The organism is Chryseobacterium sp. JV558, assembly GCF_033712365.1.
Classification (GTDB): domain Bacteria; phylum Bacteroidota; class Bacteroidia; order Flavobacteriales; family Weeksellaceae; genus Chryseobacterium.
Genome location: NZ_WJHU01000002.1, coordinates 1,110,948 through 1,127,852 on the forward strand (window position 1 = coordinate 1,110,948; position 16,905 = coordinate 1,127,852).

Annotated in this window: 11 protein-coding genes and 1 pseudogene; 9 read left to right on the forward strand and 3 right to left on the reverse strand. The window is 37.6% G+C overall.

Translation table 11 applies throughout. The features are described 5' to 3' along the window. Window positions 1-513: 513 nt before the first annotated feature. Complete coding sequence (gene glsA / locus GFU89_RS10865; protein ID WP_318847141.1) at window positions 514-1,527, reverse strand: glutaminase A; 1,014 nt, start codon at window positions 1,525-1,527, stop codon at window positions 514-516. Window positions 1,528-2,051: 524 nt separating this feature from the next. On the opposite strand from glsA, the gene GFU89_RS10870 reads away from it, so the two are divergent. From GFU89_RS10870 to GFU89_RS10880, 3 genes are all read left to right on the forward strand, one after another. Continuing rightward, entirely contained in the window at window positions 2,052-6,941 is a 4,890-nt protein-coding gene (locus tag GFU89_RS10870; protein WP_318847142.1) for a PKD domain-containing protein, read from the forward strand. 71 nt (window positions 6,942-7,012) lie between these two features. Continuing rightward, the gene (locus GFU89_RS10875) at window positions 7,013-8,878 is read left to right on the forward strand and encodes a T9SS type A sorting domain-containing protein (RefSeq protein ID WP_318847143.1); all 1,866 of its coding nucleotides are present in this window, start codon (window positions 7,013-7,015) and stop codon (window positions 8,876-8,878) included. Between the two features lie 150 nt (window positions 8,879-9,028). Further along, complete coding sequence (locus GFU89_RS10880) at window positions 9,029-9,727, forward strand: DUF1826 domain-containing protein (protein ID WP_318847144.1); 699 nt, start codon at window positions 9,029-9,031, stop codon at window positions 9,725-9,727. A gap of 35 nt (window positions 9,728-9,762) precedes the next feature. Here the strand turns inward: GFU89_RS10880 and GFU89_RS10885 are convergent, their stop codons facing one another. Together GFU89_RS10885 and GFU89_RS10890 are read right to left on the reverse strand one after the other, a co-directional pair. Beyond that, on the reverse strand, window positions 9,763-10,611 hold the full coding sequence (locus tag GFU89_RS10885; protein ID WP_318847145.1) for a sialate O-acetylesterase: 849 nt from the start codon (window positions 10,609-10,611) through the stop codon (window positions 9,763-9,765). Further along, the gene (locus GFU89_RS10890) at window positions 10,608-11,168 is read right to left on the reverse strand and encodes a TetR/AcrR family transcriptional regulator (protein ID WP_318847146.1); all 561 of its coding nucleotides are present in this window, start codon (window positions 11,166-11,168) and stop codon (window positions 10,608-10,610) included. Before GFU89_RS10890 ends, GFU89_RS10885 begins: the two co-directional genes overlap by 4 nt. Before the next feature lie 304 nt (window positions 11,169-11,472). Here GFU89_RS10890 and GFU89_RS10895 point away from each other — a divergent pair, with 304 nt between their 5' ends. From GFU89_RS10895 to GFU89_RS10920, 6 genes and pseudogenes are all read left to right on the forward strand, one after another. Continuing rightward, window positions 11,473-12,198, forward strand: a complete 726-nt coding sequence (locus tag GFU89_RS10895; RefSeq protein WP_318847147.1) for a T9SS type A sorting domain-containing protein — start codon at window positions 11,473-11,475, stop codon at window positions 12,196-12,198. 155 nt (window positions 12,199-12,353) lie between these two features. Beyond that, a pseudogene (locus GFU89_RS10900) lies at window positions 12,354-12,633 on the forward strand (DUF1826 domain-containing protein); the annotation flags it as partial. A 248-nt stretch (window positions 12,634-12,881) separates the two neighbouring features. Beyond that, window positions 12,882-13,763 carry a helix-turn-helix transcriptional regulator gene (locus GFU89_RS10905; RefSeq protein ID WP_318847148.1) on the forward strand — a complete coding sequence of 294 codons (882 nt, stop codon included), beginning with the start codon at window positions 12,882-12,884 and terminating at the stop codon, window positions 13,761-13,763. Between the two features lie 271 nt (window positions 13,764-14,034). Next, a complete protein-coding gene (locus GFU89_RS10910) occupies window positions 14,035-15,585 on the forward strand; it encodes a GMC family oxidoreductase (protein ID WP_318847149.1) in 1,551 nt (516 codons plus the stop codon). A gap of 27 nt (window positions 15,586-15,612) precedes the next feature. Continuing rightward, a complete protein-coding gene (locus GFU89_RS10915) occupies window positions 15,613-16,209 on the forward strand; it encodes an NADPH-dependent F420 reductase (RefSeq protein ID WP_318847150.1) in 597 nt (198 codons plus the stop codon). A gap of 28 nt (window positions 16,210-16,237) precedes the next feature. Further along, a partial coding sequence (locus GFU89_RS10920; RefSeq protein WP_318847151.1) for an amidohydrolase family protein occupies window positions 16,238-16,905 on the forward strand: 668 nt, incomplete at its 3' end.

A 16,905-nucleotide genomic window follows, 5' to 3' on the forward strand; every position in this document is an offset into this window, starting at 1 on the left:
TGCTATTAAAGTAGAGTTATTGTTTTCTTATTATTAAAAATGAGGCCGGTACAATCTTAATAACTGTAATTATAAATATTTATAGTTGCAATTATGTTAAGCAAATATAGGAATAAAAAATAAAATATTTCAAAAAAGAGAGATTTGTTTTTGGGTATATTACAAAAAGATAATATACTATGAATAGGGTCTGAAAATGTAAGAATAGCCTTTATCAATCTGATAAAACGGATATACGAATTTATGTAAAATTAATCAATATATTGTGATTTAATTTGAATTATTTATGAACTTTATCTATCTTTTTGATAAATAAACAGATAGGTATTTTAATAAATAATTAAAATATCTTTCCGAAATTCATAAAAAAACAGTAAGTATCTGGTATACTTACTGTTTTTAAATAGGTTGATCGTTAAGATTTTTCTGATAAATAAGCTTTTACAAGCTGTATCGGGTAATATGTTTTTTATTGTTCTATGAACAGTCTGTAAATTAGCAGACTGTCAAAATTTAAAATATACTTAATCCGTATTGTTTTGCCAGGTCCAGAATCATATGATATCCTGCCAGTGAATTCCCATGCTGATCCAGTGATGGGCTGAATACACCAATTCCTATTTTTCCGGGAACACTTACCGTAATTCCACCTCCAACACCGGATTTACTTGGAAGACCCACAGTTCTGGAATACTCACCACTGAATTCATACATTCCGGCAGTCAGCATCTGTGATTCTACCAGTTTTGCCATATCTGCATTCTTATAGGTAGTATCTCCGTCAAATCTTACACATTGGTTGGCAAAGAAGTAACCTATTTTTGCAAGATCTTCAGCGGTAAGTTCAATAGAACACTGTTTGAAATAATTATCCAGCTGGTCTTCATTTCCTGAAATCAGTCCACTGTTTTTCATGATGTAAAACATACCGCGGTTACGATGTCCGGTTGCTTTTTCAGATTCGTAAACAGATTTGTTATACTCAATTGTCTGATTTTTGGTAATATATCTTACCATATCCAGAATCTTAAGGAAGGGCTTCTCACCATCTCCTGAAATTAAAGAAGTGGTAAGGATAGCTCCTGCGTTCATCATAGGATTGAGCGGTTTGCCTGTAGTTTCAAGGTTTGAAAAATGGTTGAAAGGTTTGTCTGAACCGAAATATCCCATCTTGTCAAAAATATGGGCTTCACTTTTTTCGTTTACAGCTACCATTAATGATATGATTTTGGAGATACTCTGCATGGTGAATTTTTTACTTACATCACCTGTGTTGAATACTTTTCCGTTTTTATCTACTACTGAAAAGGCAATTGCTTTAGCATCCATTTTTCCCAGTTCAGGAATATAATCTGCCACTTTGCCTTGGGTATAATAAGCTCTGTTTTTTTCCAGAATGGTGTTTAATGTTTTTTCTGAAATTGTTGAAATGTCCGCGGTTTTTTGGGCGTAAACAATTGTGTTTAAGGAAAGAAAAGCTGCGGTGCAAATTCCTTTAGCAGAAAATAAAAAGCTGTTGTTTTTCATAGGGAAGATCTTCAAATAAAATGTTTATGATAAGCCTTGAAAAACAAAGATAAAGTATTTTGATCTTGTCGGCAATGCTCCTTCGCGATACCTGTTGATGTTAATGGTATAAAGTAAGGATAATTGAAGTAAAATTTGAAGATTAAAAATGATGCCATCTATGAGTAATTTCATTTAAAAATAATATTCCTTTTTAATGATTTTTAAAGTGATTAATTTTAATGTAAAGTTGATTTGTTTAGTAAAAAATAAATAGATTATGTTTTTTGGTTATTGATTTGGTTTTAAATGTGATGAATATTCAGGATTTTATTTGGTTAAAAACCTTATGAAACCTCAAATATTGGGAGAGGGTAAAATTTTTTCAGATAACTAATATGTAGGTGAAATAACATATAATCATGAATTCGTCTATATCGTTGGAATTCAATAGTGAAATAATGTTATTTTTTCACTATTAAATGATTTTTGTATTATTATTTTTATTAATTTGACAAAAAATTAATAACACTTTTTTAATAACTATGAAAAACAACACCTATTTTGGTAGGGAGCACATCTTTAGATGGCTGCTACTATGTTGGCTTTTGGTGCCCTGGGTACTACAAGCACAAGCTCGAATTACATGGACTGAACAGGTCGGATGCCAGGAATTCCGTGGCGAAAAAGAAGACCAGATTCCTGATAACGGAGTCGCTGTTTCCTACATCAATTCTTCCCAATGTCTACGTGTCTGTGAGAAATCAATAGATCCTGTCAAGTATCTTGTTCAGGGACCGAACGTTTCTAATGTGCAATGGACTATTTCAGGAGGAACTTTAAACCCTTCAGGACCGGGGAATACCGCAGCGTATGTTACCTGGGGATCTGCAGGTAATGGCTCTTTACAGGCTGTTATTACATACAATGACGGTACTGTTGAAACTCAGACCATCTGTATTGAAAAAATCAACAGACCGATTGCTAAATTTGAATTGTTAAACCTGGATTATACCGTATGTAAAAATACAACGGTCTATTTTGATAACCTTTCTGAACAAAACGGAGGATCGGATATTGTCAATTATTTCTGGGAGTTTGGAGATGGAGTTACCTCTACTTCCACGGCTTTTGAACCTTCTCATGTGTACACTAATCCTGGTACCTTTACTGTTAAGCTCACTGTAACCAATAAGTGCGGCTGCCAGAGTATCTATAAAAAGGAGATAAAGGTACTGAAATCTGATCCTGTACAGATCAACTGTGCATCTGTTGTATGTGAAGGCAGTGTTGAAAAATACAGCGCACAGGACGGGTGTGGTAAAGGACAATGGAAAGTCATTGGAGGATCTATTGTCAATAATTACGGAAGTGAAATTGAAGTGAAGTGGGATCAGGTAGATCCGCTTGATGGTTTCGGTTATGTAATGTATATGTCTGAATGTGCTTGTCCTGAGTGGACTACCATCAAAATTCCTGTAGTTTTAGCCCATGCAAAAGTGAAAGGACAGGCGGTAGTATGTGCGGGTAAGCAATATACTTATTCAATTCCTCAATGGCCTACAACCAGTGTTCAATGGAATGTAACGGGTCCTGCTGGAGGTCAGTTGAACTATACTCAACAGAGAAACGAAGCTATTTTCTCTGCAACTCAGCCTGGTACTTATCATCTTGTAGCAAACTATCACAATACTTTGCTGCCATGTGAAGGTCAGGCTTCTATTGATATTGTAGTGGAAGCACCGGTAGCGGTAAGTGGTGGTACAGATGAAATCTGTGCAGGAACAAGCCAAGTGTTTACAGCTACTCCTAATGTACCTGTTATATGGAAAGTAACTACAGGAGGATCTGTTTTTACATCAGGAGTGACTACAGGGCCATTTACCTATAATTTTACAGCAGCAGGTACTTATACTATTACTGCTACTAAACAAGGTGGAGGTTGTGAAAGTAATGCGAGAATTATTAAGGTATTAGCAATTCCGCAGGCACCTACAGGAACTATCTCCGGAGAAACGAAAGTATGTTCTGGAAGACCTTATGTGTATACCATCAACCCTGTTGATGCTGGAATGGTACCGGTTTGGAGTGTTACCAACGGAACGATTCAAGGAAGTAATGCTGGATCATCTGTGACGGTTATATTTAACGCTGGTGCTTCATCATATACGGTGTCTGCACAGAATAAATCAATCAGCAGCGCAGGATGTCTTTCGGCTCCAACTTCGTTCAGTGTAACGCCGTTAGATCTTAATACAATTACGATTAATCCTAATCCAGGGCCTTTCTGTCCGAGTAGTACTCAGACTTTCAGTGCTAATCTGAACGGGATTGTTCCGGAATTTATGGAATGGACATTTGGAAGTTCCAACTTCGGAAGTGTAATTGGAGGACAGGGTACAGCTAATATTACTGTAAACTTCAACGAGATCTCTTCTACAAGCAGTACAACTCTGAATTTAAGAATTGTAAAATGTGGGGTAACGAAAATTATCAGCATACCGGTATCTTTAATAACGCTTCCGGTAGTCAACTTTACAAGTGTTGGCGGAGTTTGTTTAGGTTCAAACCTTTCTTTCACTGTGAATCAGGGAACGATTACTTCGGCTACCAATGTGACTTTCACATTTGCTAACGGAACTACTTATACTACAGCATTCAATCCGTCTGGAAATTATAGCTTCCCAAATAGTGGGTATATCTCAAATAATTCAGGAAGCAATATTTCTCAGATCGTTACTGTAACGTATGCAGGAACTAACGGATGTAATTATAAGCCAACAGCAAGTGCCAACTTTACAATTTACCCAGAGACTATTATTACAATTTCTCCGGTATATAATATCACTGTTTGTGATCCGACAACAATGACACCGTATACTCTTACGGCTAACAGTTCTACAGGACTTACAAATATTATTTCATGGCAATGGTATAAAAACAATGGAATCATACCAGGTGCTACTACGAACTCATATACAATATCAGGTGCAGGTGCTTTTGGAACTTATAAAGTACAGGCAGTAGATATTAATAACTGTGTGGTGTATTCTCAGAATGTTAATGTAACTCAGTTATGTCCGAGCAGTGGAGGCTGTACAACAGATCCTCAGATCAATTTTGTTCCACAGTGGACAGGTTGTAATACGATTTCTGTTACCGGTTTATCTTACCTTGGAACTCCTGATCAGATTCAATGGTTATCTGATAGTGTGCTTACTTTGTCTTCCGGACAGGGAACAGCTACACCAATATATCAGACGACTCTTGCTGGTGCACATATTGTTTTCGTACGTTTAAGATACGGTACATGCTGGTATAGCAAAGGGGTAGAAGTAAGAAAGAATTACGAGCCTAAATTCAATGTAAGTACAGTATGTAATGGAGGTGGTTACAATGTAACGCTTTTCAATACATCAACTATCTTTGAAATCAACCCGGCATCTATTACTTATACATTCTCCAGCCCGGGTCAGCCAAATCAAACAGGGCAGACGGCTACTTATAACAATCTGGCGCCAGGTACTTATACCTTTACAATGACAATGTCTGCACCTGGAAAACCAACGTGTACTACTACGCAGACTGTTATATTGGCTCCGGTTCCTAGTACCAACTTCCTGGTTCCGGCATGGATCTGTGTACGTGAGGCGATTACGTTCTCTCCTATATCATATGTTCCTGGAAATATTTATACCTGGATCTTTGATGGTACATCTTATGTAACCGGAGGACCGAATGCTACTATAACGTACAATACGGCAGGAACAAAAACAATACAGCTGAAAATTAAAACTCCTAATGGATGTGAATATACTTCAGCTCCAATTGGTATTAATGTGAAAGAAGCTACTCTTGATGGTAATATGGCGCCTCCGGCTCTTGTTGCCTGTATAGGAAGTGCTCCTAATATCTTGTTTACAAGTACTCTTGGAACTCCAAGTCATTACATCTGGATGAATGGTTCTCAGCCTGTGGCTGGAGCACCAGATGCTCCGGTCTTCACTCCAACTCAATCAGGAAGCTACTGGCCGGTGCTGGTATCTTCAGATGGATGTAGAACAAGCATCATGAGTACGAAAGCAATACCTGTTACACTTAAAAATCCTCCATATGTTAATATATCTGGAAAAGCTAATATCTGTGAAGGATCTTCTACAATCCTTAACGGCCTTGTAACGGATACAACATTAGAATACCAATGGAAGAAAAACGGAGGATTGGCATCACCACCATGGAGCCCTGGTCCATATCCTATTGTTTTCGATACAGGATCATTATCTGCAGGGACATATGTTTTTACACTGGAAGTAAGAACTCCGGGTGCATCAGGATGTACAAGTTCTAAAAACTTTACCGTTACGGTAAGCCCTCCACCATCACCGGTTACGGTAACCTACAGTTTGGTAAGCTGCCAGCCTTATAAAATTAAGTTAACAGCATCAGGACCATCTGCAGGAGATTACAACTGGAGTAATGGAATGACAGGTCAGTCTATTACTGTAAATGAAGGGGGTGCTTATCAGGTTATTTATACAGCACCAAGCGGCTGTAAAGTAGCAGGTAACACAGAAGTGCCATTAAGCCTTGAGAGTCTGATGTGGGTATTCCCTACAGGATGTTATGATGAATGTCTTAGAAAGAATTATATTTTAGGACCAAAAGGAATCTTTGATCATCATGACTGGCAGTTGTTCGGAAACAGTATTCAAAGTGGAAATAATGCTTTCATTAATCCATTATATATCGGTGCTCCGGGAACATACCAGTTACAGATCACTCAATTAGGATGCGTATTCACTTCAGGAACAATGAACTACTATCCTGGTAAAGAATGTGGATTTGAAACTGATTGTAAGTTAGAAGCTAGCATTAAAGGAATGAAATGGGTTGGAGATCATTATGCAGTTAATGGTGTCCTTCACAATATGGGAAGCCAGCCGATAAGCCTTACTGTTTCGAGTCTTTATGGATATGGAAGTTATGTTCCGTCTATCATCACTATTCCGGCAGGAGGAGTGTATGATATGAATGCTAATCCATTGGCATTCTATCCAAACTCAAGCTTCCAGGGTACAGATGAGATCTTATTCTCAAATGAAACTTGTAAGTTTACGACCAAAGCAGTAGATCCGGACTGGATGGGTATGAGAAGTGCAGGAAGAAATGTGATTGCTGCATCAGTTTCTTCTCTGAAAATGATACCAAATCCTGCGAAGGAAAAAGTGAAAATCTCGTATAATACGGGCAGTGAAAAATTACTTGCAAAACAGATTACAGTTTTTGATGCCATGGGCAATGTCAAATTCCGTAAAGAGCTGAAAGCGGCTTCCGGAGAGGTAGACGTAGAAGTTAGCAGCTGGCTGCAAGGTGTTTACATTGTCATTGTACAAACAGGAGACACATCATTACAAGGAAAACTAATTAAAAATTAGTAGCTTATAAAGCAGTGTTCTCTTCGGAGAACACTGTTTTTTTATAGTATGTGATAATTAAATGAATTTTTATGATACAATTAAAAAACAAACTGTGGGGACTGCTTCTGATACTGCCGGCATTATCTTTTAGCCAGACTTACCAATGGCAATGGGGTAAGCAGGCCGGAGGAATAACAGGCTCGGCCGATCCTGGGTTTCATTATGTATTTGATGAATCCATAAGGGATATTGTAGTAGATAACAACAACAATACCTATTATCTTGCAACCATGCGTGAGCAGGGACAAAACCTGAATGGTACCTCTGTAAACAATTATGGGCTTAGCGACCTTTTTCTGTTCTCTGCCGATTGTGAGGGGAATATAAGATGGTCCAGACCAATAGGAGGTTCCGGAGACGGAGAAAATGCATGGCATATTAAACTGGATAATAACGGAGGATTATATATGATAGCTACCATTTATAATAATTCTTATATAGGAGATCCTACTGCTGTTCCGGTGCATTTTGATGATACCCATACATTACCTCTGTATACCCATTATGATCAAACGATAGATCCAGCCCATAAAGCAGCCTTTCTGTTGAAATATAATACTTCTGACGGTACATTGGCATGGAGCAAACCTTTGCAGGGAGATGTTAATTATTCTTCCCGTATGTGTGACGTTCAGATGATGTACATGGATTCTTCCAAAAACATTCATGCTGTTATGGGATTCCGGGCAGGAACTCATTTAAATGGTTTGATTACAGTACCTTCAACCTTTACCTCAGCCTATCAGTATTATGCAGTTAAGTTCAATTATGATAATGGTAATATGACACCTGCAGCACCTGTATTTCTTCCTATCACAGGAGATGCAGTATACGCAGTAGGAAGAGAAGGAAAAGTAAATCTGGTATACGATGAAAGCTTGAACCGTTATTATCTTGCAGGGAAGAGAATGGATGCCGGGTTTAGTACCTTGCTAGACCTTTCCTATAATAATGTACCATTCACCAAAGCTGCTTATGTTTTGGCTATTGATGGTACTACCGGAGAGGAGGTCTGGAGAAAAGAACTTAATAATGGCTCGACAAGTACGGATGATGAAATTCATTCCATTATAAAAGATCCGGCTACTTCGGATATTTATATTTCAGGACGTTATTTCAATGGGATAACAGTGCCTGCAACTTTTGGGAGTTATACTTTTCCTTTAAGACCTTATGTGGAAGCCGTTCCGTTTGTCATGAAGCTTAATGCTCTTGGCTCGGTACAGTGGGCAAGAACTCCTGAAGGAATGTCCGGTCTTCAGTTTGGATACCGTTTTACGAAAGGAACCCTTGCTATTAATGGAAATGAAATCGCTTTTGCCAAAGGAAGCTGGTCTGATATCTGGGGCAGCTATACCATGACAAGACCTGATGGAGACCGATCAGATCCATTGTTGGTTAGGCTCAACAAAGATACGGGAGCTGTTCTGGGAGCAGGAGAAATCCGCAGTAATTTTAATGTGATAGATGAATTTACGGCAGTTGCTGCAGATAAAGATGGTAATTATATTGTGGGAGGTTTTTTCCATGACCAATTGTTTACAGATTCTAATGATAATGTCAATACAATGGCTGTTAATGTAGCAGGAGGAAAATCTCAGTCATTTTTTACAAAATATGCTAAATCAGCATGCAGTCAGATGTCAGTAGAAGAAACAGCTGTTCAGGCAGGAATACAATTATATCCGAATCCTGTTCAGGATGTACTTACAATAAGAAGTAAAGAACCTTTGGTTTCCTATGAAATCTTTGGAGCTGCAGGACAACTGATAAAACAGGGAACTTTGAATTTGATGCAGGAGCAAATAGTATTATCTTCTCTTCAGACAGGAGTGTATTATATTAAACTTAAAACAAAATCTTCTACAGTAACAGAAAAAATATTGAAGAAGTAAAAAACAAAACTGAAAATTAATAACCTTATATATAAAACAGTGTTCTCCAAAAGAGGGCGCTGTTTTTTTATGTTGATCAACTGATGTAATTGAATAACCTATTCCGTATTTTTGCAGAGAATTAAGATGATAAACTGTTTATTCAAAAATATGAGCAATATATTTTCCGACAATCCTCAAATTGGGTTGGTTTCTTCTTTTTCTGAACTTGTAAATACCCATTTTCAAGGAACTATGAATGCCATTTGCTGGCATAGAAATCTGGGTGGTGATTTTAAAGAAATTATCTCTATGCTTCAGTTAGAAGAGAATATTACAGTAATCTCCTCAGAGGATCTTTTAGCATTGAACCTGTCAGAAGAGGGAAGTATAGCGAGAGAAATTATTTTAAATGATTTGCAGTTATTGACAGATTTTGGAGCATCTCCGGTTCTTAATTTACTTAAACATTATGAGCGGGACGAAGAACTCGGGTTTATTTCTACAGATGTATACTCGTATCATGTGGACCGTTCGCCTATCGGAACAGATACATTTCTATGTACCTATCACGGAACAGCAAGTGATATCATACCCAATGATCAGGTAGAACAGAAAGTTTTAATTCCTGAAATTAGGGAACAGCTCAAAAAATTACACGATGGCCCAGAAGAGGAATTTGAAGACTTCCTGAAAGAATATTTCTTTGATCTTCATTATCAGCCTAAACCCAATGCAGAACCAGTAAATTTAGGAGTAGGCCATCTATGGAGAATTGCTGTAGATCATCCTGAGCAGCAGGCGTTGCCATGTGTTCATAGAGCTCCCATAGAAAACGATGGTGAATATCGGTTGTTGTTGATTTGCTGATAAATTACTTGCTGAAATAATAAGCAGATATTCTTTTACTCTTTCCCTATGGCTGTTATTTGCATTAAATAATCCTTACCTTCAATATTCCCGAGTGCAAATTCGTGTTCCAACAGCTTGATCTTTTCCGTTTTGGTATAAGGACGATTATAGATTTCATTCAAAATATCATTTTCATTAACGTTGGGGTTCAGAAGATGTTTTAGATCACGGTAAGCATAATAATACCTGATTCCTAATAATCTTTGGGAATGTGCATTAAAATGAATGCCATCAGGATTAGCTGTAAGGCCTTTTGCGGTAACAAAATAACAGTTTTCATGAGATTGGGCAAAATCTTCAAGTTCTCTGTTGACCAAAGAATAATGCTTAAAATACTGACCAAATATTCCGTTGGGTAAATAGTCTCCCAATCCTCCAATGATGAGAGGGACTTTAGGGATATTGAGTTGCTGGCGTAAAGCATCAATAATTATAGAGAACTTTTCCTGATATTGGTCTGCCTTTTCAGAAGAACAGTCACTTTCGCCCTGATGCCATAAGATTCCTTTAATCTCACTTGTTCGCTGGGCAAGTCTGGCTTGTGAAACTGCATTCTCAAACAGAGCATTGCCTACGGCCCAGTCATCAAGGCTGGTTCCTCCATCAGCACATGGAATCAATCCGATTTCATCCTGTTGATGATCTTGCCTCCAGAAAGCGGCAAACGATGAAGCGAGCCCCACACCCGAACTGGGACGGTCAAAATTAATAGGTTCTGCCATGACCTGCCATAAACCGTTTCTCAACATTTTAATATGTTCATCAAAAATAAGCGGGACTTCTTTTGCATAACCGCGCCCGGCCATATTAGATTGGCCTATCATTAAAAAAGAATGTATCATTTTTGTTTATTTACTACTAAGCCTATACTTCTGCTGAATGAATTCCAGGCTAATTTTTTTATCTCATTAGGTGCAATATCTCCTGATCTGTATGCTGTGATAGTTGCTGTGATAATACTGGTAAACAGAATCTTTATCCAGGGCAATGGCAGTTCGTTATCTATTAATTGTTCTTTTTGCAGTGTTATTATTGCACTGAATATGTCGTTTCTTGTCTTTAAATACTCCTTACTTATTTCAGTTGTATAAGCAGGCTCCACTTCGTTCAGCTTAATTAAAAAGGCATATTTCGTTCCGCTGTCAATACCGGCGTATAATAAGTTTTCCAGTTGTACCAAGGGATTGGTAGAACTGTTGAAAGCATTTATGGCCGCTTCTTCCCAGGCCTTCATCATATTTGTATTGCAGGCTTCTAATAATTCGTTTCGGTTTTTAAAGTATCGGTGCAATGTCCTGCGGTTAAGATTACAGCGCTCTGCAATCTCTTCAAATGTTGCCGAAAAATCCTCATTGAAAACAGATATCGCTGTATCAATAATTCTTTGTTGAGTATTCATTATTTTTTCAATACCTCAAATATATAACAAATGTCTCGATTTTGAGACATTTAATTCTAAAAATAGCTGTGGATTGAAAAAGGATGTGAATATTAAATCTACAGTTGTTAAATAAATATAAGCAGATATCATGAAATCTTTCACACTTATTAATTATCCTTTTACGATCCGGCTCAGAACTTTCAATTTTACATTATTAAAAAAATCAGAATAGATCTGCCATAAAAAAATAACTTAAAATCTAAATAAAATGAAAAAATTTATCCTATTGCTATCTTTTTTGCTGGTCTGCCAAAATCAATTCATGGCACAAATAATTATTGGTCCCGTAGAGACTTACAAAGCTACCTTTACCAGACACGATGATTATGGTCAGGGACATATTGCTTATGCCAATGCTGCTCTTACACTTGAAATAAATACCGGGGTTTCTGCTCCGCAATCTAATTTGTTTCCTCCTAATAATATAACTTCCAAAGATTATGCCTTTCCTTCATTTACTACTTCATCACAGGTTACGTATGTTAAAGCAAAGCTTAATGATTTGGGAGGCGCACAATTAGTTAGTGGATACTATCCGCTATCAACCGTAGTGGGAAGTCATACAACCATTTCAGATCCTAATCTGATTGCATATCAACCAACCTATTCAGGGTATGGATATGGGGTAGATATTTATTGCGATGCACCAAACCAGTATACCATCAGGGTTACCAAGTTTTTATGCTATACATGTGTCCGCCCTACGGTTTCTAAAAATGGGAATCTTCAAAGTGATAATACAGTATTGGTACCTAATCCAAGCATGGGATTCTCTGAGCTTTACTATACGGCTGCGGATAAAGAAACAATTTCAATCAATGTTGTTGATATCAATGGTAAAGTAGTTAGAGCCTATACTACAGATATAGAAGCCGGGCTAAACAAATTACCTATTGATCTCAAAAATTCTTTAGGAGGTACCTATGTTGTTCAGTGGAAATCCAGCATCGGTAAAAGTGGAACTTTAAAACTGATAAAGAATAAATAGTACTATTGCTACTCTATTCTCAACTCCTGCAAAAAGCAGGAGTTTTTTGATGTTTTTTTACGATAATCTTCTCTGTTTTTTATCTTATTTTAAAAAATTCTATATAAAACTACTGGTTTGATTAGGTCAATAAAGTTTTTTGTGTAAATCTGAACATCCCCAATGATCATGTGGAACAGAAAATTTTGATTCCTGAGATCCGGGAACAGTTAAAAAAACTGTATGATGGTCCGGAAGAAGAATTTGAATATTTCCTCAAAGAATATTTCTATGATCTTCACTATCAGCCTAGACCCAATGCAGAATCAGTAAATTTAGGAGTAGGCCACCTTTGGAGAATTGCTGTAGATCATCCGGAGCAAAAAGGAGTCGCCATTTGTTCATATAGCTCCTGTGAAAAACGAAGGTGAATATCGGTTGCTGTTAATTTGCTAATAGTTCATCATATTCTTGCCTTATTGCTCTTACAAATGGTTGAAAATTGCCAATATTTTTTTAAATTTATTATTGTAAATAAATGGGTAAAACCTCTATTATGCTGCTGTCGTTTTAATAAAAATATTTACGAATTCTATATTCCGGAAATGGAAACATAAAACAAGCAAGTAAAATCGCTTGAAAAAATCGTAAAACCAATAATAAAGGACAGCAGCCAATGAATTTAAAATAAATTGTAGAATGGTATGGGGCATATTATTACTTATCCTTTTAAACCGATAAAAAATCCTAAACAAAACATCCATATAATATCTATTTCCGAAAGAATAGATAAAGGAAAGGATTCGGTACTGGTTCCCCACCGTACAGATTTCTATATTGTACATGTGATAACCGGAGGTAAGTCTTCCCATATGGTGGATTTCAATGAAATAGCCATAGAAAAGGGAGATGTATTGTTTACTGTTCCGGGCCAGGTGCATGCTTTTCGGAAAGAAGAAGATTATGATGGCTGGCTGGTTGCCTTCTCAAGAGATTTTTTTTACCAGTCTTCCCAGGATAATTATTTTCTGGATAATGCCAATATTTTTAACAACCTGTATCCCATTACGAGCATCAATTTTAAAGAAGATGAATTGAACGCTATACTTACTCTGATTCTGAAAATTACCGCGGAGCTGCAGAAAACATCCGATACCTTTCAACGCACTATCCTTCATAACGATCTGTCCAGCCTGCTGCTGCTTTCAGAACGTAAGTTTATGCAGGAAAATCAAGGGAAAACTCAAAACAGTCTTCAGACCCATGACAATAAACTCGTAACCGAATTTAAGAAACTGGTCACTAAATTTTTCCGTAATCAGACTATGGTAAAATATTATGCCGGGGAATTGTTTGTAAGTGAAAGAACACTGCAGAAAGCTACCATGACCGTATTGGGCAAATCACCTAAAGAATTGATCAATGAGCAGATTATTTTAGAAAGCAAACGACTCCTCGTTCATGAGCTCATGACGGTCAAGGAAATCGGTTATGATCTGGGATTTGATGAACCCTCCACTTTCACCAAATTCTTTAAAAAATATACCGGGATCTCACCCTCTAAGTTTAAAATGGACATTAGCTAGCCCGGTCAAACAAAACATAGAAAAAAACAGTAGAAAAGCCTGTCATTCATTGGATGACAGGCTTTTCTATTATGTATTGTCTGATTTTCAGTTCGCATTCTGCCACTTTTATTTCTGTTTTTAACCTTTATCACGATTCTTTTACGTCGTTAATTTGTATTACAAAATAATTAAATCATATCTGATGAATATAAGATCAAAGTTATACCTCCTTGGAACAGGGATTATAATTTTTTTTACACACAATGCAAACGCACAGAACATAAAAAAAATGGAAACAAAACACATTATTATACCTACAGAAACTGAATATGACTATATCATCGTAGGTGCAGGATCTGCAGGTGCGGTTTTGGGTAACAGGCTTTCAGAAGATGTTACAAAAAAAGTACTCGTACTGGAAGCAGGTCCCATATTTGATAAAAAAGGCTATCCGAATATACTGGCAAGCAGTGATGTTTTGGGAGCCAACGGAGACAAAAGATATGAATGGGGATACCAGTCTACTCCAGGTTACATTGGTAAATCACTGAATGTGCCCAGAGGAAAAGTGCTGGGCGGAAGCTCATCAATAAATGGATCAGTTGCAGTACGGGCTTTACCGGCAGATTTTGAAAGATGGACAAAGAAATATCATTTACAGCACTGGAATTGGGATGACGTTCTGCCATACTACAAAAAAATGGAAACATCAGAGATCAAAGATCAAAAATGGCACGGTGACCATGGGCCTTTTCTTATCCATCAGATGTCAAAAACAGAGGTAAGCCCCGCTCAGCTGGCATTCTTAGAAGCATCGAAAGCATACGGTTATGATGAAATCACAGATTTCAATGCGGATAAACAACATGGTGTAGGTCCATATCCAATGAATATTTTTAATGGTGTAAGATACAATACGGGAATGGCTTATCTGAATGAAGAGGTGCGCAGCCGGCCAAACCTTACGGTCGTTGGAGATGCTCTTACAGACAGGGTGCTCTTTGAAGGACAAAAGGCAAAAGCTGTCATTACTGATGACGGACGTGTTTTCAAAGCTAAAGAGATCATACTTTCCGCAGGAACATATGGGAGTGCTTCCATACTGCTTCGTTCAGGTATCGGACCGAAAGAAGAACTAGAGAAAAATAAAATTCCGGTTATTGCAGAACTTCCGGTAGGGAAAAAGCTTTATGACCATCCTTTTTATTACAACGCATATGCTTTAGACCCGCAAAAAACAGGAAGACAGGTTCCTGTGATTGGAGTTAAACTCTGGACAAAATCATCCTATGCAAAACAAGGAGAGCTGGACATCCATATCACGGCAACGCACCTCTTTCCGCACGAACAGAGCCCAACAAAATTAGGATTTGTTTTAGCAGTAGCATTAACCAATCCTAAGTCAACAGGAAGTCTTAAGCTCTCAAGTAAAAACCCTAAAGATGCCCCTGTTATCGATCTGAATTTTTTAGGCGAAGAAGAGGATCGTAAACGATTATTAGAAGGAATCAAGCTTGCCCGTAAAATAGGAAATACCCAGCCTTTGAAAAATATTTTTGTACAGGAGCTGAACCCGGGTGCAGATGCTGTAAGTGACGAAGATATTCTTAAAAGCGTAAAAGCCACGCTGGATACCTACCATCATCCTTTTTCAACAGTTCCAATGGGAGAAGAAAACGATAAAAGTGCAGTCGTAGATTTTTCCGGAAAAGTATACAAAACACAAGGATTGAGAGTAGTGGATGCTTCTATATTTCCTGATGCCGTTTCAGCAGCCCCCAACCCAACGGTCATAATGCTTGCAGAAAAGATAGCGGATGATATAAAAAAACACAAATAATATATATAACCAACTAAAAATAGTAATATGAAATTAGGAATAATAGGGGCCGGACATATAGGTCAGTCATTTGCTGGACATGCCTTGAAAGCAGGATACGAAGTAATACTGAGTGCTCAGGATATCAATAAAGTAAAAGACCTGGCACTACAATTAGGCAAGGGTGCTTCCGCAGGATCAGTTTCTGATGCAGCCAATGCTGACATTGTATTTTTAAGTATTCCTTTCTCCAGTGTAGAACAGGCCACCGCAGATATCGACTGGAAGAATAAAACCGTAATTGATGCTACAAATGCAGTAACCATGCCTGATATCAAATTGATAGACACAGGTGGGAAAAATTCCACAGAAATTGTGCAGGGTTATTTAAAAGGTGCAAAAATAGTAAAAGCATTCAATACAATACCCGCTGCCCTGATGAGGGCGGATCCTAAAGTAAATGAAGGAGAACGTGTGCTGTTCTATTCCGGAGATGATGAAGAGGCCAATAAGAAAGTCAGTGAAATTATAGAAAGCTTTGGCTTTTCCGGTATCTATCTTGGGAAAATAGCTGAAGGCGGTTTGTTGCAGCAACTGATCATTGGCTCCCTAAGCCTTAACAATTTAGTAAAATATCCATTATAAAAGCATTAATGAATAACAAAATTCAGTCATGAAAAAAAAGATCGTATTAGAAGAACATTTGAGTACCAGCCTCAATAATAGTTTATGGGACGCATCAGGTGAAGCCGCTAGAAACGGAAAGAAATACATGGAAAATGTTGATCAGAAACTTTTGGATATTTCACAGAGACTAGCAGAAATGGACGAGAACGGAATTGATATTTCTATCCTGTCCTTAACTTCTCCCGGAGCTCAGTCAATTCTGGATATTCCTAAAGCCGTAGATTTTGCAAAGAAGACCAATGATGAGATCTATGATAAATTTACCTCAAAAAATCAGGACCGCCTGTCTGCCTTTGCCACAGTGGCCTTGCAGTCTCCCAGGGATGCTGCTGCTGAGATGGAACGTGCAGTAAAGGAATTAGGGTTTAAAGGAGTATTAATCAATGGCTATACAAATATTGGTGATGAAAATACAGCCCAATATCTGGATGAAGAGCCTGTCTGGGAATTTTGGGATAAAGTGGCAGAACTGAATGTTCCCGTATACTTACATCCAAGAGAATCACTTCCAACACAACGCCGGATTTATGAAGGATATTCCTCTCTTGTTGGTTCTGCATGGGGTTTTGCCCATGAAACGGCAACCCATGCTATCCGTTTAATGCTTAGCGGTCTCTTTGATAAATACCCGAATATCAATATCATTCTTGGACA

Excerpts from the sequence above, each read along its gene's own strand:
- GFU89_RS10870 (WP_318847142.1), top strand. The coding sequence starts at position 2,052 with ATGAAAAACAACACCTATTTTGGTAGGGAGCACATCTTTAGATGGCTG.
- GFU89_RS10910 (WP_318847149.1), top strand. The coding sequence starts at position 14,035 with ATGGAAACAAAACACATTATTATACCTACAGAAACTGAATATGACTAT.
- glsA (WP_318847141.1), bottom strand. The coding sequence starts at position 1,527 with ATGAAAAACAACAGCTTTTTATTTTCTGCTAAAGGAATTTGCACCGCA.
- GFU89_RS10875 (WP_318847143.1), top strand. The coding sequence starts at position 7,013 with ATGATACAATTAAAAAACAAACTGTGGGGACTGCTTCTGATACTGCCG.
- GFU89_RS10895 (WP_318847147.1), top strand. The coding sequence starts at position 11,473 with ATGGCACAAATAATTATTGGTCCCGTAGAGACTTACAAAGCTACCTTT.
- GFU89_RS10905 (WP_318847148.1), top strand. The coding sequence starts at position 12,882 with ATGGGGCATATTATTACTTATCCTTTTAAACCGATAAAAAATCCTAAA.
- GFU89_RS10915 (WP_318847150.1), top strand. The coding sequence starts at position 15,613 with ATGAAATTAGGAATAATAGGGGCCGGACATATAGGTCAGTCATTTGCT.
- GFU89_RS10890 (WP_318847146.1), bottom strand. The coding sequence starts at position 11,168 with ATGAATACTCAACAAAGAATTATTGATACAGCGATATCTGTTTTCAAT.
- GFU89_RS10885 (WP_318847145.1), bottom strand. The coding sequence starts at position 10,611 with ATGATACATTCTTTTTTAATGATAGGCCAATCTAATATGGCCGGGCGC.
- GFU89_RS10880 (WP_318847144.1), top strand. The coding sequence starts at position 9,029 with ATGAGCAATATATTTTCCGACAATCCTCAAATTGGGTTGGTTTCTTCT.